Raw genomic sequence first — 19827 nt, 5'->3', positions numbered from 1 at the left:
GTTATCCTGCGGCCTGATCAACAAACACGGCCAGACGTCGTGGTTTGACCACCAGCGCCTCGCCGACTTTTAATTTGAGCTGGTGGTAGCGCTCACTGGAAATCATTGCCTCAATCAGATCACCATTGTCATCACGCTCCAGCTCCAGTTGTGCCAGCGGGCCTATGCTATGGACGCGGCGCAATTGCACCATCAAGCCTTCGGCACCCGGTGAATAGCGATCGATTTCAAGATCGTGCGGACGTACATAGCCAATGCCCGTGGCGTCCCGCGTAGTCGCATGATCCGGCGCGTCAAATGCCACACCACCGGCATCGAGAATCCCTTCGTGCAGACGACCTTTGAACAGATTTACATTACCGAGGAAGCCATACACAAAAGGCGACGCCGGATGCTGATACACCTCGGCAGGCGCACCGATCTGTTCCACCTGACCGTGGTTCATGACGACGATCTGATCTGCTACTTCTAGCGCTTCTTCCTGATCATGTGTGACAAAGATACTCGTGACATGCAACTCATCATGCAAACGACGCAACCAGCGACGCAGTTCTTTACGCACCTTGGCATCGAGCGCGCCGAAAGGCTCATCGAGCAAGAGAACCCGCGGTTCTACTGCCAGCGCGCGTGCCAGCGCAATACGTTGCCGCTGTCCGCCGGATAATTGCGGCGGATAGCGATCCGCCAGCCAGTCAAGCTGCACCAGCTCCAGCAGTTGTTTGACTTTTTCTCTGATCACCGCTTCTGATGGTCGTATGGCACGTGGCTTGACGCGTAAGCCGAAAGCGATATTTTCAAAAATCGTCATGTGTTTAAATAACGCGTAATGTTGAAATACAAAACCAACCTGACGTTCGCGCACATGTTGATCGGAGGCATCCTGACCATCTAGCAATACCTGCCCGCTGTCCGCATGCTCCAGTCCGGCGATGATACGTAACAGCGTGGTCTTGCCGCAGCCAGACGGGCCGAGCAGAGCGGTCAGTTCACCATTGGGAAAATCCAGCGTGACATCGTTCAGCGCGGTGAAGCTGCCAAATTTTTTATGTAAGTGATTCACTGCGATACTCATTGTGTACTCCTATTCCTGAGGGATGGCGTGCGACTCATCGGTACGCCATTCCACGATCATTTTTAAAGCCAGTGTCAAAAGCGCCAGCAAGGTCAGTAGCGATGCCACCGCAAAGGCGGCTGTAAAGTTATATTCGTTGTAGAGAATTTCGACTTGTAGCGGCATGGTGTTGGTCTCGCCACGGATATGTCCCGACACTACGGATACCGCGCCGAATTCCCCCATCGCACGGGCGTTACACAAGATCACCCCGTATAACAGTCCCCATTTGATATTCGGCAAGGTCACATACCAAAAAGTCTTCCAGCCTGAGGCGCCGAGCACTAGCGCGGCTTCCTCCTCCTCGCTGCCTTGCGCTTGCATCAGCGGGATCAGCTCACGGGCAATAAACGGAAAAGTCACAAAAATGGTTGCCAGTACGATGCCGGGCACAGCAAATAAAATCTTGATGTCATGCTCACGCAACCAGGGGCCGAACCAGCCTTGTGCACCGAACAGCAAGACATAAATCAGGCCAGAGATCACAGGCGAAACCGAGAACGGCAAATCAATCAGGGTCAGCAAGACGTTTTTACCGCGGAACTCAAATTTCGCAATCGTCCAGGCGGCTGCAACACCAAACACCAGATTCAGCGGAACCGCGATACCCGCCGCAATCAAGGTCAGACGAATCGCCGATAACGCATCAGGTTCGATGATGGCTTTCAGGTAAACTTCCCACCCCTTTTTAAATGCCTCAGCAAACACCGCCGCCAGCGGGACAAATAAGAACAGGGTTAAAAAAGTAAAAGCCGTGACGGTCAGCAGCACGCGAACCCAGAGCGGCTCCTGTGTTGCGGCAGGCGTAATTGCCGGTTCAATCCGGCGTCGTACTGCCGGGGTAGCGCGAGAGGTATCTGTCGCCGTAGCATTGAGAGAGGTGCTCGTCATTATTCAATCTCACTTTTGTTTCGGTTGCGACTCCAGGCCTGCAATAAGTTGATCGTCAGCAGCAGAACGAATGACAGCAGCAGCATGACGACGGCAATCGCCGTGGCGCCCGCATAGTCATATTGTTCCAGCTTCGTGATCATGAATAAGGGCGTAATTTCAGACACCATAGGCATGTTGCCCGCGATGAAAATCACCGAACCGTATTCGCCAGTCGCTCTGGCAAACGCCAGCGCAAAGCCGGTCAGCAAGGCCGGTAAGATGGTCGGTAAGATGACTTTGACAAATGTCTGCCAATGGCTCGCGCCGAGACTGATGGCGGCTTCTTCTAATTCTTTTTCCGCCTCTTCCAACACCGGTTGCACGGTACGGACGACGAACGGCAAACCGATAAAAGTCAGGGCGACCAGCACGCCTAATGGGGTGAACGCGACTTTCAGACCTAGGGGTTCGAGTAACTTACCTAGCCAGCCGTTCGGCGCATATAAAGTCGCCAGCGTGATACCGGCGACTGCGGTCGGCAAGGCAAACGGCAGATCGACCAGCGCATCAATCAGGCGCTTACCAGGGAATTTATAACGGACTAAAACCCAGGCAACGATGCCGCCAAAAACAACATTGATCAGTGCACCGAGAAACGAGGCGCCAAAAGTCAGCTTATATGATGCCACCACCCTTTCCGACGTGACCGTATTCCAGAACGCTTCCCAGGTCATGGTGAAGGTTTTCAGGAAAATGGCAGACAGCGGAATGAGCACGATCAGGCTCAGGTACAGCAGAGTAAACCCCAGGGAAAGCTGAAACCCCGGAATCACGCGCTTAAACCGTGATTTTGTGTGTAAAGCATGGGCCATGCTTAGTCCTTATTACGAAGATGACTATAGATGGCACATGATTGCAGGATTTTATTATATTAAAAACGAATCTTTTTGCATGTTTATAGATGAAAAACGCATAAACGATTGGTTCACAGTGAATTTTTTGTTGCGATTAGCCTGATCCGGCGAGGCAAAGTCACTCGGTTCAGGCTGCGATCAAGGCGCTGTTGACGACTGACCTCGCCGACAAGTCCAGTGTATCGGCCAAATTAGCGCGTGGCAGATCGAACAAAAAGCCTTGCAGATAATACGGATACTGATCAGTGTTACTAACCTGAAGAGCATTAAAACGGGCGTCATTATCAATTCGCTTGAAGATGACTTTGCAGTTAACGCGCTGCGCTTTTTCCAGCAACTGTTGCTGAGCTTCTGCATTGTTCGCATGAGCAATATCGATTTTGATCGAATCAGGCTGCACGCGTTCCAGTAGCTCGCGCGCCTGATCGAGGCTCGTCGCATTCACCCCGATACGGAAACCGTTACGCCGGTAATTGTCCGCTACATGTGTCAGCACCCAGCGCTGACTTGGCGTGATCAATGGCAGTTGCAACACAATCTGCTGATGCGGTAAACCGAGCAAATCCAGGATGCGGCGAAACGCCATGCCATGATTGCCCTCTATCGCCGCCAGCAGACGCGTATGCACACTCAGATAGAGATCGCGCTGCGCCGAATCCGGCTGACGATAAAAATTCACTGCATGCAAAATCCGGCAGAGCCGGTCAAGTTCCACCGACTCCGCATCATTCGCCGCATGATCCAGCAAGCGCCAGATATTCAAGCCCTGATCGACACTGGAATAACTGCGCGCATACGCTTCATAGGCAACTACTCCCTGATCATCCGCAGAACGGATCGCCTGAAAAGCGCTGGTCAGTGTCGAATTAAAATACCGTCCGCGCGCCCGTCCTGTCTCGTCCAGGCATATAGTGCTGCTCGCACTGTGACTGCTATTCAGGTGACTCAAATACTGTTGCAACGCTGGAGACGACATAGTTCTTTCCTCATCTATCGACGATTAATGCGGAGTATCAATGATCGATATCCCGTAGAGGCGAAGAGTAGTGCGTGTCCTTAGAAATGAAAACGAATCGTTTCGCGTTTTAATATGAGGTTTTTGAATTTACTTGGGCTGACTTGCGTCAGTGTGCAATGTTAAATGACGTATTAATTAGTGCTGGTCCAAATAAGGAGAGATTAAATAAGGAGTGCTTTGTAGCATAAGAATTTTTAAAATAAGTAATGATTATTTCTATTTTTTTTGCCCTTAATCTATTCACGAAAATCGAATATTTTTTGCAAAATCAATATCCCGTTTTCATGACAAATTCAAGACAGTTAAGTGTGTTTAATAAGTCGATATAGTGCAGCAGTACCGGAGCAAACCCAAACTCAAAAATATGCTGTAAATTAAACTCGCAAACTACTCCTTCGTAGGCCAGTGACTGGACGATTCTATGAGCGTCTTTATGTACGACAGCAATTTTTTTTTGCTCTTGATTTTGTTGAAGATACAAAACAGCGAATTCATTACCGCATACAAGCAGCCGATTTCGGATCGTTTCTACTAAATCAGTCCACTTTGCGTAATCCACGTCCTTCTCTTGATAAATAAAGACAAATTCATGTGGGCGAATAACGCCATCTCGGAGTGTATCGCATGGTTTCGACACTGAATTGACTAAGGCAGTACCAACAGCCGTGAAATGATAATTAAGTATCGTATTTACCTGCATGGATTTATTTTATAAAACGCACAATATGATGGACATCGTTAATATCCATCACAAATTAAAATGAAAAAATACGCCCTTGTCATACCTGACAAGGGCGTATTTAGTAACTAAAAATTAAAACGGGTAAGCTGGAGAAGTCGATTCGACATCCAACCAAATACCTGTAGTCACTTGATTTCCTCTACCTGCTGCCAACGCATAAAACATCAAAGGCGCAACTTCTAGTTTTAGATCCGAAATAGAATCGAGTGATGTTTGATCAAGAGGAATTCCATACATTGAAAAGTATTTGCGCATATCCTTACCTATAATTTTAGAACTCAGGACGTATAGCAAATCATGATTAGTAATGGTATTTGTTTTGTAACGTCCCATCCCATATTTAGCGGCGTTTGTCACAGTCCAATCCTTGGAAACCAGCCGGTCACCTTTGGTCAACAACGTCAGATACTCGAGTGTTGCATCAGGTGTCGGCAAGCTCATTCCGCGACGATATTTCGTATATAAAAAACCTAACTGGAAATGGACTGCACGCATGGCATTCTGATCACCATTCCAAAGCTTGTTTTGCATGTCCAGACGCAAGGATTCATTCGTTTTTCCAGTAGCACGACTATCCTTGATGAATTTGTACAAGCCCTTATGATCAATCCTATCGCCATTTACGTCTGCGCCAATTAAACTATATTGTCGCAAAGCAGATGCGCTCGACAAAATATTATTGTCGCATTCAACTACGCAACCAGTTGTACCAGGTGGTACGATGTGATGCACCCTTTGGACCGTATTGTGTCCTAACTCATGCCACCAGCCCCATCCAGCTGAGATACCTGCATAGCCGTCAGAAGGGTTGCCAGAACATAAAAAGCCGCAGGTCGCGATCCATCCAATAAAATGTTGCACGCTAGGTGCTTTATGCATCAGTCCATCACATGTCCACGTTAGTTTGGAGCAAACATCACTGACTGCGGTCGACATGGGCATATTGCTGTAACCATTAGCAACGTGGTTTGAATCAAAAATCCTGGCTTTTAAGTTACCAAGAATATAGTCCTTAGGCTCCGTATTCCCAATCACACTTAACGCATACGCATTTGTTTGATGCACTTCGCCACCGACAAATTTATTTGTTTGCCAGCCAAATGTCTTTGACTTAATAGCTGCAGATGCCGTGTCAATTTCATCCTGGCTCATGACTTTAGTAAAATCAAAGTGCCCATACTTCGCAGCCCCCTTGATCCTCAGTTTCACAACTTTGCCGTCTGCCAGACCGCTATAGTTAAGGTACAGTGGACCGCCAAAAGGAGTCACAAACAGATTGTCAATACCAGCTTTGAGCGGAACATTAAAAGACACGGGGTTGCGAGGACGGCCATACTTGGTGCCATCGCTAAGAGGATTTCCCCAAGTGCGCGCATAGCCTGATTGCACACCGATAGTTCCTCCGGCGGCATCTACAATTTGTATGGAAATTGTCTTGCCAGGAATAGCTGCGCGACCAATTGCGGTAATGCCACTACCTTGCGCAATCGTGACGTCAATGCTCTCCATATCCGAGCTTACAGCCATATTTTGCGCTTCTTTAGGCATGAAATCGCCATAACCTAAAGGCGCTATTGTGGTGTTTTTTCTGTTAAACACCACCCAAGAATCTGATGCATAGGCACGCAAAAAATCACTAGCCGTCGAGCGTTGTTCTGGAGGCATTTTGCCGTATTTATCGATACTAGGACGCCACAAATCTGCCCAAAGTACTAAGGTCTTGTGCAAATCCATCGTACTTTGCTCGAAGAGATTGAGGCCTTTGCGATGTAGGGCACTTAATTCGCTTTGAATTTGTGAAATTGGTGCAGTTGGAGTGGCATCTGCTTTAAAGTCCCAATCAAGATTATCATCCATTAGCTTTTGAATAGTGACAATTAAGGCTCCCATTTTGTCGGCGCGATTTAAATTATCAGCGACAGTGCGACTAGTACTAATGGACAAGCCAGTCCCAGATTGGAAATAATTGCCGGGATACCCCCCCAACTCCATACCCATAGCACTGAGCACTTTTCGTCCGGCGGTAGACTCCACCCAACTAGATGCCATATAAATCACCGGTTTCCCTGCCGCCAGATACTTTTGCACAAGAGCAGTTAGGTCAACATTGTCTTTAGTGCTACCACCGAAGACGAGCAAATCAGCATTTTGCCAACAACTATTTTTCGTATCAGTCAGATCGCAACTAAGCTCCTGAGACTGACGTCCCAAGCGAGTAATAAATGTTTTAATGTTATTTGAAGCATATCCGGCCTGGGAGTATTTAATATTTGCAGGCAATACCGCATTTGCATCACCTGTCATCAACCAAGTGAATGCCCGCGTAAAGAGTGGCAGGTGTTGTTGTTGATTTGTCGTTCCTGCCATCCAGCTCAAGACGTCTGCACCGTACCCCATCGCTCGACCGCTTCCAAGCTGTGAGAGCGCTGCCATCCCATTACCATTATCTGCCGTCAAAAAACTCACTCCAGACGTTGAATTTTGCAACGATACCGAGATGCTATTGTTGGAGAAGGTCAGGCTCTGATCAAGGTCTTTGCCGTTTTGCTGGTAAATTGAACTTAATGTACCGTTTTGCAGAGCCCTTACATCGCTAGCGATTTTTTTCGCCTGCTGCAGCAAAGTCAATTTCGCGCCAGCATCAAGACCCGAGACATCACCGCTTTTCATTGCGGCCGATATACCGTCATTGACGACAACAGGAGGCACTGTCACAACAGGAGGTGCCGTCACAACAGGAGGTGTCGTCACAACAGGTGGGGTCGTGATAATTGGCGGTGAAGTAACCGGTGGATCAACCACAATCACAGGCGGAACAATGACAACGGGTGGAGAAACAACTGACGGATCAACCGGAACTGCAGGCGGCACAGTAACCGCTGGCGACGACGCAACTGGTGGATCAACAGCGACCACAGGCGGAGTTACCTCATGGGATGGTTCGATGTCGGTTGATGGCACATTCGCTACCGGTGGAGGCGTTGTATTTTGCGGTAGCGCTCCTGAAGTATCACCCCCACCTCCACCACATCCAGTTAACAATACAATTACAAATGATACAAAAAGCGTTTTACTATTCATAGAAAATTTCTGGTGAGTACGGATCGATTGCCACTTACTTATTAAATGATGGCGCTAAACCACCATATTTATTTGAACGTATGAATTCAAAAAATAGAGGCACTTTGTTTGATGTTGAGTAAATAACCACCAAATAAAATTGGCAATGTCAAACATAAAAATCAGGCCGCATAGTCGTCTGAGACTTCAATTTTGTCTATTGCACTTTGGTGCAATTTTTGATGAAATTTTTCAAAGCAAGACGACTGATTGAAAATGCTCATGTTATTAATCTGGGATTAATTTGAAGCATGTATGACGAGAATGTATGAAGCAAAACTTCATCTGTGTACAACACAGATGAGACTGGCTTTTAGCGATTAATTTGAGTGAGGTAGTGTAGAAAACTGTAAAAACGTCTATGCTACAATTCTATTTTTTTCGAACTTTTGACATAGCTATATTTCTACTTTGCTATGTATAAAAAAGTTCGACTTCTGTGTAACCGGTCAAATCAGATGAAGGTTCGCGGTTCAAATCTAGTCTTTTATTTTCTTCCTGTGAAGAAATTATCTGCACGCTCAGTCCTACTTCTCAATTAGTAAAATAGCTAAGAGTAAGCAAGATGCTTATTCCCTTTTCTTGGCAAGCGAACCATATTTTCAGGATCTCATGTTCAAAAAAACTGTTGGCCAATATGCTGTCCGCCAATACAGTATCTGGATAGCGATGCTGTATTGTTTCTGCTGTTTCTCCACCGCATTTGCAGCGCCCACTTCACAGCAGTCAGTATTGGTGTTAAGTCCTGACATGATTAATGTTCCGTATTTATATGATTTCTCTTCGGCATTTAAAGCACAGATCAATAAAGGACGCTTAGAACCGGTCATTGTTTATACGGAAAACTTAGATCTGTCGCATTTCTATCAGAGTGACTACAAAACGCGTCTTGGGCAGTGGCTGAAAGAAAAATATAGGTACAAAAAAATTGATGCAGTTGTTGTGATCGGTCATACAGCGTTGAATTATTTGCTGAATGATGAAAAACCGATATGGCCAAACGTTCCCGTTTTATTTACATTAGCTAGTGATGTCGAAATAGAAAAAATCCATTTGCCGGCTAACGTGAGTGGCAAAACAATCAGGGCAGACTTTGCTGATATAGTTAGCTTAGCAAAATCAGTTTTACCTAGCACTCAGCACATTGTCTTAGTTGGAAATGTTCCGTCTCTTGATATTTACAGAACCTATCTGCCAGCACAAATAACACGAATGGCACGACAAATCGACATCATCGATTTGCGTGGAAAACCTATCGAGGAACTAAGGCAGTTGGTATCTGCCTTACCAAAGGACAGTGTGATTTATTTTACGATGCTTACTTACGATAGTAATCAGCAGAAAAATATTGCTCATGCAGAAGCGCTTGAAGAAATAGCACGTATCGCCAACCGTCCCATATTGACTGACGATCCAACAACGATAGGACATGGCCCTTTGGGCGTAACTTCGTTTGACCCCATCAAAGAAGGGAAAGATACCGCGCAGTTGGTAAGTAATGTTCTGAACGGGGCCGACGTTTCTCATATTCGTGTCAGCAATTCTAGGTACACGCCTTTACTTGATTGGCGGCAGTTAGAGAGATGGGGCGTAGATAAAAAAAATCTTCCTCCTGAGAGCGAATTACGTTTTTATACACCGCCTGTTTGGGAACTTTATCGTTGGCAAATTTTGACCACAGTAGGAGTTATTACGATTCTCTTTGGTCTTCTGATTGCCTTGTTGATTGAACGTCAACGCCGCGCCAAAGCCGTAGAGGAATCACGTCAAAGACTGGCACAAGTCGCGCATATGAATCGGAAAATTACTGCTTCGATTTATTCTGAAATGATTGCTCATGAATTGATACAACCTTTAGCCGCTATCTTGAGTAACGTGGAAGCGGCACAAATATTTTTACAAGTTGACCCTCCTTCTTTGGATTTAGTGAGGCAAATACTAGTGAATATTCAGCGTGATGACCTTCGTGCAAGTGATTTAATTAAGAGTATGCGTGGTTTGTTGAAAAAGTCAGAATCTGAAGTTGGTAATATTGATATTCACCAGGTGATAAAAAATGTTTTAAATTTTCTTGCAGGAGAAGCAAAAATCCGGAATGTGCAATTGAGTGAGGTTCTGGCACCGAGAGCTTTTATGGTCTCTGCAGACACGGCACAACTTCAGCAAGTAATAGTGAATCTTTTACTCAACGGCATGGATGCGATAGATGAAAAAGGCGGTGTATTACGCCGTATTTCAATTCATACGACATTGTCTGATAAGAGCGCGGTATTGGTCTGTATTGCCGATACCGGGACAGGTTTTGATGATAATGTTGAAAGAGTGTTTGACTCATTTTTCACCACAAAACCAGAAGGGTTGGGGTTGGGGCTATCCATTACAGACGCCATCGTTCAGGCTCATGGTGGCCAGATTTGGGTAGAGAATGGGATGGAAGGTGGGATTGTCTATTTTAAATTGCCGCTGTCTCAAAATGAGATGTAATGAATACTGAGTCGACCTTCCTTGTTCATGTAATTGACGATGATCTCTCGGTGCGCACAGCAATGTACTTACTATTGCTTGCTTGCGGGTACCGGGTATTCACTTACGAATCTGGTACACAATTTTTAGAACATTCTTTGCTGGATGAACCTAGCTGTATATTATTAGACGTCAATATGCCTGGTTTTAGCGGTCTGCAGTTACAAGATCACTTAAACGCGGTGAACAGCCATATACCGATCATTTTCTTGACCGCGTACGGGGATATTTCGATGAGCGTACGAGCAATAAAAGCGGGCGCTGAAAATTTTTTAACTAAACCAGTACAGAAAGACGACTTGGTCAATGCAATAGAGGCGGCCAACCGACGTTATAAGAATACACAAAAAAAACGGAGTACTCTACATGAGTTAAGAGTACGTTATAGCCAGTTGACGGAGCGTGAACTCACAGTTTTTAGTATGGTCGTGCGCGGCCAATTAAATAAGCAGATTGCTTTTCAACTCGGCAATTCGGAGCGCACCGTCAAGTCTCAACGCAGCAGTATTATGGAAAAAATGCAAGCGAACTCCCTGGCGGAACTGGTATTGATTGCGACCCAGTTAGGCTTACTTGGTAAAGAAGATAAATAATACGAATCTTGTTCCATCACTTTGTTCGCCGGAATTTTTAACTGAAAAATTATTTAGCTGAGATTTTTCGCTTCAACAAATTCTCATGTAGATCACTATAATTTGATGGCAGATGAATACCGCTTTTGAAACATTCATACCCATCTCAGAAGGTCGAAATGAACATGTCACTACACAACACGATTGACCAATTCCGGCTCTTTTGCGTAAAAGATGATGAAATTTACAGTCTGTTTCAAAATTTGATCAATAGAGAAGAGGTCAAATGAAAGTCGATTGAAATGCCACGCTAGTGTATTTATCGAATTACCTCTTTAGGCCATACAAGCAGGCGGCTGCATTTCTCCCGCATCAATTATTCAAACTGAGATGATGCTTGAAAAGTTATTTCTTACTAAAAATCTTATCGAACTCGCCGCCATCATCAAAATGTTTTTTCTGCGCTGACTTCCAGCCGCCGAACACTTCATCTACTGTAAATAAAGCGACGGGTTTAAATGAGGCCGCGTATTTCTTTGCGGCGATTGCCGAGCGCGGACGTAGGTAGTGTTTGGCGATAATATCCTGACCAGCTTCTGAATATAAAAATTGCAGATACGCCGTTGCCTGCTTGCGGATGTGGAGTTTATCTACGACCTTGTCGACAACGGCGACCGGTGATTCCGCGAGGATGGATGTGCTTGGATAGACGACTTCAAAATTATCGCCAAATTCGGTGCGTACTAATTGCACTTCATTTTCAAATGTCACCAGCACGTCACCGATCTCACGTTGCGTGAACGTTGTTGTCGCGCCGCGTCCACCGGCATCGAGTACCGGCACATTCTTAAACAGTTTTTCGACAAACTGGCGAGCCTGGACTTCGTTGCCGCCTTTCTTGATCACGGCACCCCATGCGGCAAGATAGGAATAACGGCCATTGCCTGAGGTTTTCGGATTCGGAATGATGACTTTGATGCCTGGTTTGATAAGGTCATCCCAGTCCTTGATTTGTTTGGGATTGCCTTTGCGCACCAGATACACCATGGTGGAATAAAACGGTGCTGAGCCATTCGGGAAGCGCTTTACCCAATCGCCTGTGACCAGACCATGCTCTGCCAGAAAATCGATATCGTTGGCCTGATTCATGGTCACTACCGATGCTTCCAGACCATCGGCTACCGAGCGTGCTTGTTTGCTGGAGCCGCCGTGGGATTGATTGATGCTAATGGTTTCGCCGCTGGTTTTTTTCCACTCTGCGATAAAGGCTGGATTGATGTCCTTAAACAGTTCACGTGTTACGTCATACGACACATTCAATAAATTTATTTCTGCTGCATGGGTTGGCGTTGCCGTGAAAAAGCATGCCATTGCTGCCAGCAGACTGGCTGAAATGAGAGTTTTTATCGAAGTGCGTTGTGCAGATGCAGCAGGGAGGTTAAGGCTACGCGCGGAGTGTGGAAAATATGGAGAGAAAACAGAAGTTGATTGCGTCATGACGATATCCAAGGGGAGAGTAGTGCTACACCGAATCAATAAGAATTAGTTACCCTGATTCTTTCACAGGTATCGCCTGTTGAGAATGACTGCTTTTTCATATGCTTATGCAAAAAATAAGCGCAATGCAGCATTTATTATTAGAAATTTGCATTCACTTCACTGAGTAAAATCGTCAGTATCTGCGATTCCTCATTGGCAATATTCGCTTTTCTACCTTGTTCTGCAGGGTGTACTATCCAATCACAGAGACCTGTTCGCAGGACATTATGCGCCTCTAGGCGATTGATGTATTGTTGAGCCAACATAGCGCTGGTGAGCAGATAATCCGGACTAAACAAGCTGTTTGCATGGATAGAGAATGATCATGAATTCTTTGAAACATGGCATCAGTATTTTGATTGCACTGCTCACAGGCATGTGCTGCGTAACCTCGTCAGCCATCGACACTAGTGTGGTCAGTATTCCGGTAAAAAAATCAGCCTGGGATGGCCCGGTTGACGGGCCTGCAAAACAACCTGGTAAAAAAATCACCTTCATTACCCAGGATTCACGCAACGGTGGCGTCTCTTCTGCTTACCGCGGATTTTATCTTGCCGCTATTGAGCTGGGCTGGTCCTTGAGTATTGTGGATGGGAAGAATGACAGAGCTACGATACGTTCCCTGTTCAACGAAGCTTTGCATCAGCATCAGGATGCGATCATCCTCGGCGGTATCGAGTTTGATGACAGTTTTCAGGATCTCAGTGTGCAGGCAAGACAGGAAAAAGTCATCCTCGCGGGCTGGCATGCTAACGCGAAGCCGGGACCAACCAAGGATTTGTTCGTCAATATCACGACGCCATATGACGAGGTCGGGAAAAAAGCGGCAGAGTTTGTCATCGACAATAGCAAAGGCGAGATCGGTGTCATTATTTTCAACGATGATCGCTTTGGCATCGCAAATGCCAAGACTGCAGTAATGATGGATATCGTTATACGCTGTACCCGCTGCAAGCTGCTTTCTGTCGAGAATATGCAAATTGGTCATGCGAATCAAGAGATGCCGGGCGCGGTACTCAGATTGAATCAGTTGTACGGTAAGCGATGGACACATACCCTGGCGATTAATGATGCGTATTTCGATGCGATCAACGTTCCGTTGGCGCGAGCTGATCGTAAAGACATACAGAACGTCTCCGCGGGTGATGGCTCTTATACCGCACTGAGCCGTATTAAATCCGGTATCTCGCAGCAGGTAGCCACAGTGGCCGAGCCTTTTGGCCTGCAGGGCTGGCAACTAGCTGATGAACTAAACCGAGCGTTCTCTGGCTGGCCGCCTAGCGGTTACATCAGCAAGCCTATTGTGATCACAAATCCGCTGATGAACCAGCTTAAAGGTGCCGAGATTGATTCCATCCTCAATTACAAGGAAAACTATTCTGCGATCTGGACCGGTAAAAACTACATGAAATAAGATATCTGTCTGGAGAAAAACGGGCTGGTGTTCAATGCCGGGTTTTTGAAATTTTAAAATTTAAAATGTAATTTTTAATGTGCAATGTTCAGATACCAGTTGTCTGGCACCTGAACACCATCTGCTGATGTTCTTTAACTCCAGCTCAGATCCGTGTGCGTCAGCGGCAATTGCCGTACACGCTTACCCGTCGCCGCAAAAATTGCATTGCATACTGCCGGTGCCAGCGGTGGAAAAGCAGGTTCACCCAATCCCGTGACAGGAAAATCTGTTTTCAAAAAATGTACCTCAACTTTAGGTGGCGTATCCGCGATGCGAAGCAGCGGATAGTCATGAAAATTACTTTGCGTAATACGTCCACGCTCCACCGTCAGCTCGGGATACATCAGTGTGCTGAGTCCATCGATGACTGATCCTTGTACCTGATTTTCAGCACCGCTGAGGTTAACAATTTGTGCGCCAATATCGGATACCACGACCACACGATCTACCTTAAGCTCCCCTTTTTTAGATACCGTCACTTCAGCGACCTGGGCAATGTAGCCGCGGTGACTGAAATGGAAAGCGATACCCTGACCTTGTCCGCGAGGGAAAGTTTTTTTACCCCAGCCGGATTTTTCTGCAACTTCTTGCAGCACATGTTTCATGCGGCCGACGTGATACGGTTGTCCGCGTTCACCTGTCCCTGCAATAATCTCTTTGTCACCCAGAATCTCTAAGCGGAATGCCAGAGGATCGCGGCCAGCAGCATGCGCTAGTTCGTCGATAAAGCTGTGAAAGACCCAGGCAAAAACATTACTTCCCGGCGCACGCCAGGGGCCCATCGGAATACCGCATTCAATCGGAGTTTGCTCCAGCAGGCAGTTTTCTACCCAGCGTCCCGGAAATTCATCGCCACTCAAACTACCACCGCTACCCGGCTGCAGAATGCTCTTGCCCTCACGATTCACCCGGTTCGCGAAGGTGACAAAATGATTATGCCAGGCGATCAGCTTACCTTTGGCATCGATGCCACCGCGCAGAAAATGGAAACCCCCTGCGCGGAAATGATCGTGCTGGATGTCATCTTCTCTGGACCAGGTCAGCTTGACCGGTGCTGTGACTTTTTGCGCGATTGCGGCGGCTTCCACGACATAGTCTGAACTGAGCCGACGTCCAAAGCCACCACCGCTACGCGTGATGTGCATCAGGATTTTTTCTTTTGGAATATTCAGGGTAGTCGCAACCAGATTCTGTCCTGCACCAGGATTTTGCGTCGGAGCCCATAATTCCAGACTGCCCTCCTCCGGCTTCCACCAGGCGGTACAATTTTGCGGTTCTATACTGGCATGCGAGATGAATGGGTAGCTATAGGCAGCTTCTACCGTTTTGCTGGCATGCGCGAGTGCGGCGACAGCGTCACCATCCTTGCGCAAGATCGTTGCTCCGGCTTGCGTAGACTGGGTTTGCGCTTGTGTGGCAAATTCAGACCAGCTCTGCTTGGCATATACGCCCTCGTCCCAGATTACCTTGAGCTGTTTGCGTGCACTGAATGCGGCCCAGGTTGACGTCGCAATAATCGCAATACCGGGAACCAGACCATTCAAATTACTGGTGCCTTCGATCTTAAATGCATCACGCACACCGGGTAAGGTTTTGATCACGTCGAGATTGGCGCTGATCACTTTGCCGCCAAACACCGGACATTTTTCATATACGGCGTATAGCATGCCAGGCAATTTCACATCGATACCAAACAGCGGCTTGCCACTGACGACGGCGGCATTATCGACCCCGCCGATACGGGTTCCCAGTAATTGATAGTTAGACGGATCTTTTAATATGACACTCTTAGGATCTGGTACCGGGAGTGTCGCTGCTTTTGCAGCCAGAGCACCATAGCCCAATGTGCGCTGGCTGGGCGTATGTAAAACTTTGCTACTGACCGCTTTGCATTCATTAACCGGGACTCCCCAGGTCTGGGCTGCGGCATCGACCAGCATGGTACGTGCAGTAGCGCCGAGCCGATGAAAGTCGTTATAGTTGTTGGGTGTCGAGGTCGAACCGCCAGCGCTTTGATTGCCGTAGGCGGGATTCAGATCACCTTGAACGATACGCACGTCTTTCCAGTTCACTTCCAGTTCCTCTGCAATCACCATGGGTAAGGATGTCTTGATTCCCTGACCGATTTCCGGCTGTTTCGAGATCAGAGTCACGCTGCCATCCGCGGCGATGCGGATAAACGCATTTGGTGTGAAGTCGGCTATCCCCGCTGTCGTTGACCGTGTGGCCGGTTTGGCGATCTGGTCGGCATTGCCTGCATTGACATAAAGGCCAAGCACGAGTCCGGTCGATGTCAGCGCGGAGTGACGTAAAAACCGGCGACGGCTTGATGATGCCGGTGTGGTGTCGCTTGAGGTACTGGTAGAGACACGCAATAATTTTTCCAAAGAAGAAGTTTTCATTTGCTGCCTTTCTTCGTGACGCTGATCTCCGCCGCCCTGTGTATGCCTGCCCGGATACGTATATAAGTCGCACAGCGGCATAAATTGCCTGCCATGGCGCTATCAATATCGGTATCGCTGGGGTGAGGTGTGCTTTTTAACAGGGCGCAAGCGGTCATGATTTGCCCCGCTTGGCAATAGCCACATTGCGGCACATCGAGCTCTTGCCAGGCTTGCTGCAAGGGATGCATTGCTTTGGCATCCAGGCCTTCAATTGTCGTTACTTTTTTCTTTCCTAGTGTAGAGATCGGCAGCAAGCATGACCGTGTCGGTGCGCCATCAATATGCACGGTACAGGCGCCGCATTGCCCGACGCCACATCCATATTTCGTACCGACCAGGTTCAGACTGTCGCGCAATGCCCAGAGCAATGGTGTATCCGGTTCTAGTTCCAGCTGATGTGGCTGACCGTTGACGTTCAAGGTGTATTTGCTCATGGCGAACCCTGCTGGAAAGAAGAAAAGATGATCCTAACTCAATACGTCTTATCACGCATAAAGCGCTATAGCGGCAATCGTATATGCGTAAACCGCATATTCAACCGCGAAAGGATTCGTTTTATTTTAGGTGGTGACGCTTTAGTCTGCAATCCTCACTCGTTCATTACTTTTCGCATTAAGGATTTCCAATGAAGCTCAAGCATCTCGTCCCTCACCTCAGGAACCTCAGTATCGTTAGCGCCTTCGCAGTCGCCGGATTATCCAGCGCCGTATTTGCCGCAGACGTGACTTTATTGAATGTCTCTTACGATCCTACCCGTGAGTTATATCAGGAAGTGAATCAGGGTTTTACCAAACAATGGAAGGCCAAGACCGGCGACAATGTATCGATCAAACAATCTCATGGTGGTTCGGGCAAACAAGCGCGTACCGTAATTGACGGCCTCGACGCCGACGTGGTGACACTGGCGCTGGCCTATGACACAGACGCGATTGCTGAGAAAGGTCTGCTCGATAAAAACTGGCAAAAACGCCTGCCGCATAATGCATCTCCCTATACATCCACGATCGTCTTCCTGGTCCGTAAAGGGAATCCAAAAGGGATTAAAGACTGGGCCGACATTATCAAACCAGGTGTCTCAGTGATCACAGCGAATCCAAAAACCTCCGGCGGTGCGCGCTGGGCTTATCTCGCTGCATGGGGTTATGCGTTAAAAGCGCCGGGTGGTTCTGAAGCGACGGCCAAAGAATATATTCAGAAATTATTTAAGAACGTGCCGGTACTCGACTCGGGTGCGCGCGGTTCGACGGTAACGTTTGCCGAGCGCGGCATCGGTGATATCTTGTTGTCCTGGGAAAACGAAGCCCATCTCGCACTCAAAGAATTCGGCGCTGACAAATTTGAAATCATTGCCCCGTCTATCAGTGTGCTGGCAGAGCCGCCAGTGTCCGTCGTCGATAAAGTGGCAGACAAACACGGTACCCGCAAAGTGGCAGAAGCCTATCTGAACTACCTGTACACCGATGAAGCACAAGACATTATCGGCAATAACTACTATCGCCCGGCAACAGAAAAAGCTGCGAAAAAATACGCCAGCAAGTTCCCGAAAATCAAATTGTTCACGGTAGACGATACCTTCGGTGGCTGGACGAAAGCACAGAAAGAACACTTCGCCGATAACGGCGTGTTTGACCAGATCTATCAACCGGGTAAGAAGTAATTTCAGTATCAAGGCGCTGCACCAGTCCCTGTCAAGGTACACAGACTGACGCAGCGCAAAGACAAATTAGTGTGAAAGAAATCGTATGACCATATTGCTGCTCTCAGGAAGTCCGTCGCTGCCGTCGCGTTCTGCCCGCTTATTGCATTATGTGGGCGAGCGTCTTACTGCGCTTGGCTTACAGACGTCGACGATTCAGGTCAGGGATTTACCGGCACAAGCGTTGTTGCATGCGGACTTCACCAATCCTGAGCTGCTAGCGGTAAAACAGCAACTGGCAGAAGCGCAGGCAATCGTGATCGCCACACCGATTTACAAGGCAGCGTATAGCGGTTTATTAAAAACTTTTCTCGATATTTTGCCGCAAGACGGACTGGCCGGTAAGCTGGTATTGCCTTTAGCGACTGGCGGCAGTCAATCCCATATGCTGGCACTGGATTACGCGTTACGGCCCGTGCTCGCTTCACTCGCCGCGGCACATATTCTGCCCAGCGTGTATGCCATAGACAAACAGGTCGAATGGTCAGAACAACACGGTACCAAGATTGATCCGGCCATTCTTGAGCGTTTGCACGAAGGGGTGCGCCAACTAGATCAGGGATTAGCTGATCGGACCGATACCGTCAACAATACGGACACCATCAGTTTGCGCGGACGTACAGACAAGCAGCCAATTCAAGAGTCACTGCGATGTAGTGCCTGAACGACTTCCTCTCCACGCGGACTGACGAGCTGGCGACGATCGGTTGTTGAATTGAATACTACGTCAATAACCGACACCGCACTGCCAGCACTAAAATTATTTTGATTGTTCCAGATGTTGCGCCACCTGTTGAGCGCACAGGGACACCTGTCACTTTTCGGAAAGTACACATCATGAGTAAATCAGTATTTCAAAATCAAAAACGCCGCACACTGGGCGTACTTGCTGCCGTCGCTGCGAGTGTCGCAGGTGGTTTTCCTGCATTGTCCCTGGCGCAAAACAAGGCAACCACCTTACGAATCGGTTATCAGAAATACGGCACGCTGACGCTTTTAAAAGGAACCGGCGCACTCGACAAACGTCTTGCGGCGCAAGGTGTCGAAGTGAGGTGGACCGAGTTTCCGGCAGGACCACAACTGCTGGAAGGGTTGAATGTCGGCAGTATCGACTTCGGTACGACGGGCGAGGCGCCGCCAATCTTTGCGCAGGCCGCCGGGGCAGACTTACTTTACGTTGGCAACGAGCCACCAGCGCCGAGCGGAGAGGCGGTAATCGTTCCTAAAAATTCGACCTTAAAGACTGCCGCGGATCTACGAGGTAAAAAAATCGTCCTGAATAAAGGCTCGAATGTCCATTACCTTCTGGTTAAAGTGCTTGAAAAAGCGGGAATTGCCTACAAAGATGTCGAAATCATCTATCTGCCACCCGCTGATGCGCGTGCTGCTTTTGAGCGGGGTAGTGTGGATGCCTGGGTTATCTGGGATCCTTTTCTTGCCGCCGCGGAAAAGCAGCTAGGCGCACGCATTCTGATTGATGGCAAAGGACTGGTCAGCAACCACCAGTTTTATCTGGCAGCGCGTCCATATGCACAAAAATATCCTGAGATCGTCAAAGTCGTGCTCGAAGAGCTGGCCAGAATCGACGAATGGGGCGGCAAAAATCTGAAGGAAGTCACCAGCATTCTCTCCGCTCAGGTCGGCCTTGATCCCGCCGTTGTTGATATGGCGACTCAGCGCGCTACTTTTGGCGTGAAACCACTGACCGAGCAAGTGATACGCGAGCAGCAAAGTATCGCCGATGTTTTTGCTGATCTGAAATTGATACCGAAACGTATCAATATCAAAGACGCCGTTTTTTCAGTCAAGCTCTGAGGCC

The 19827-nt window shown here is 47.8% G+C and carries 15 protein-coding genes; 6 read left to right on the top strand and 9 right to left on the bottom strand.

Annotation, left to right across the window (positions count from 1 at the left end; genetic code table 11):
• Position 1: 1 nt before the first annotated feature.
• The 6 genes from ACO0K3_RS10180 to ACO0K3_RS10155 form a co-directional block, all read right to left on the bottom strand.
• Positions 2-1072 carry a sulfate/molybdate ABC transporter ATP-binding protein gene (locus ACO0K3_RS10180; RefSeq protein WP_422984240.1) on the bottom strand — a complete coding sequence of 357 codons (1071 nt, stop codon included), beginning with the start codon at positions 1070-1072 and terminating at the stop codon, positions 2-4.
• A gap of 9 nt (positions 1073-1081) precedes the next feature.
• Positions 1082-2002: a sulfate ABC transporter permease subunit CysW gene (cysW, locus tag ACO0K3_RS10175; RefSeq protein ID WP_422984238.1), complete on the bottom strand. Its 921-nt coding sequence runs from the start codon at positions 2000-2002 to the stop codon at positions 1082-1084.
• Positions 2002-2856 carry a sulfate ABC transporter permease subunit CysT gene (gene cysT, locus ACO0K3_RS10170; protein ID WP_422959150.1) on the bottom strand — a complete coding sequence of 285 codons (855 nt, stop codon included), beginning with the start codon at positions 2854-2856 and terminating at the stop codon, positions 2002-2004. Before cysT ends, cysW begins: the two co-directional genes overlap by 1 nt.
• Positions 2857-3025: 169 nt before the next feature.
• Positions 3026-3874: an EAL domain-containing protein gene (locus ACO0K3_RS10165; RefSeq protein WP_422984236.1), complete on the bottom strand. Its 849-nt coding sequence runs from the start codon at positions 3872-3874 to the stop codon at positions 3026-3028.
• Positions 3875-4184: 310 nt separating this feature from the next.
• Positions 4185-4475, bottom strand: a complete 291-nt coding sequence (locus ACO0K3_RS10160; protein ID WP_422984234.1) for a hypothetical protein — start codon at positions 4473-4475, stop codon at positions 4185-4187.
• Positions 4476-4730: 255 nt separating this feature from the next.
• Positions 4731-7739 carry an ImpA family metalloprotease gene (locus ACO0K3_RS10155; RefSeq protein ID WP_422984232.1) on the bottom strand — a complete coding sequence of 1003 codons (3009 nt, stop codon included), beginning with the start codon at positions 7737-7739 and terminating at the stop codon, positions 4731-4733.
• Positions 7740-8390: 651 nt separating this feature from the next.
• Between ACO0K3_RS10155 and ACO0K3_RS10150 the strand changes: the two genes are divergently transcribed.
• Complete coding sequence (locus ACO0K3_RS10150; protein ID WP_422984230.1) at positions 8391-10262, top strand: sensor histidine kinase; 1872 nt, start codon at positions 8391-8393, stop codon at positions 10260-10262.
• Positions 10262-10894 carry a response regulator transcription factor gene (locus ACO0K3_RS10145; RefSeq protein WP_422984228.1) on the top strand — a complete coding sequence of 211 codons (633 nt, stop codon included), beginning with the start codon at positions 10262-10264 and terminating at the stop codon, positions 10892-10894. The genes ACO0K3_RS10150 and ACO0K3_RS10145 overlap by 1 nt, the downstream gene beginning before the upstream one ends.
• A gap of 384 nt (positions 10895-11278) precedes the next feature.
• On the opposite strand, the gene ACO0K3_RS10140 is transcribed toward ACO0K3_RS10145, so the two are convergent.
• Positions 11279-12268, bottom strand: a complete 990-nt coding sequence (locus ACO0K3_RS10140) for a sulfate ABC transporter substrate-binding protein (RefSeq protein WP_422984825.1) — start codon at positions 12266-12268, stop codon at positions 11279-11281.
• A gap of 469 nt (positions 12269-12737) precedes the next feature.
• Between ACO0K3_RS10140 and ACO0K3_RS10135 the strand changes: the two genes are divergently transcribed.
• The gene (locus tag ACO0K3_RS10135; RefSeq protein WP_422984226.1) at positions 12738-13826 is read left to right on the top strand and encodes a hypothetical protein; all 1089 of its coding nucleotides are present in this window, start codon (positions 12738-12740) and stop codon (positions 13824-13826) included.
• Positions 13827-13960: 134 nt separating this feature from the next.
• On the opposite strand, the gene ACO0K3_RS10130 is transcribed toward ACO0K3_RS10135, so the two are convergent.
• Positions 13961-16270, bottom strand: a complete 2310-nt coding sequence (locus ACO0K3_RS10130) for a molybdopterin cofactor-binding domain-containing protein (RefSeq protein WP_422984224.1) — start codon at positions 16268-16270, stop codon at positions 13961-13963.
• A complete protein-coding gene (locus ACO0K3_RS10125) occupies positions 16267-16746 on the bottom strand; it encodes a (2Fe-2S)-binding protein (RefSeq protein ID WP_422984222.1) in 480 nt (159 codons plus the stop codon). Before ACO0K3_RS10125 ends, ACO0K3_RS10130 begins: the two co-directional genes overlap by 4 nt.
• A gap of 191 nt (positions 16747-16937) precedes the next feature.
• Here ACO0K3_RS10125 and ACO0K3_RS10120 point away from each other — a divergent pair, with 191 nt between their 5' ends.
• The 3 genes from ACO0K3_RS10120 (at position 16938) to ACO0K3_RS10110 (ending at position 19823) form a co-directional block, all read left to right on the top strand.
• Positions 16938-17969 carry a sulfate ABC transporter substrate-binding protein gene (locus ACO0K3_RS10120; RefSeq protein ID WP_422984220.1) on the top strand — a complete coding sequence of 344 codons (1032 nt, stop codon included), beginning with the start codon at positions 16938-16940 and terminating at the stop codon, positions 17967-17969.
• 85 nt (positions 17970-18054) lie between these two features.
• A complete protein-coding gene (ssuE, locus tag ACO0K3_RS10115; protein ID WP_422984218.1) occupies positions 18055-18672 on the top strand; it encodes an NADPH-dependent FMN reductase in 618 nt (205 codons plus the stop codon).
• A 173-nt stretch (positions 18673-18845) separates the two neighbouring features.
• Positions 18846-19823 carry a sulfonate ABC transporter substrate-binding protein gene (locus ACO0K3_RS10110; RefSeq protein WP_422984216.1) on the top strand — a complete coding sequence of 326 codons (978 nt, stop codon included), beginning with the start codon at positions 18846-18848 and terminating at the stop codon, positions 19821-19823.
• Positions 19824-19827 lie beyond the last annotated feature (4 nt).

It is taken from the genome of Undibacterium sp. Rencai35W, assembly GCF_049340185.1.
Classification (GTDB): domain Bacteria; phylum Pseudomonadota; class Gammaproteobacteria; order Burkholderiales; family Burkholderiaceae_D; genus Undibacterium.
Note: the sequence above shows the minus strand (reverse complement) of the source record. Positions and strands in the feature narration are given on the sequence as shown.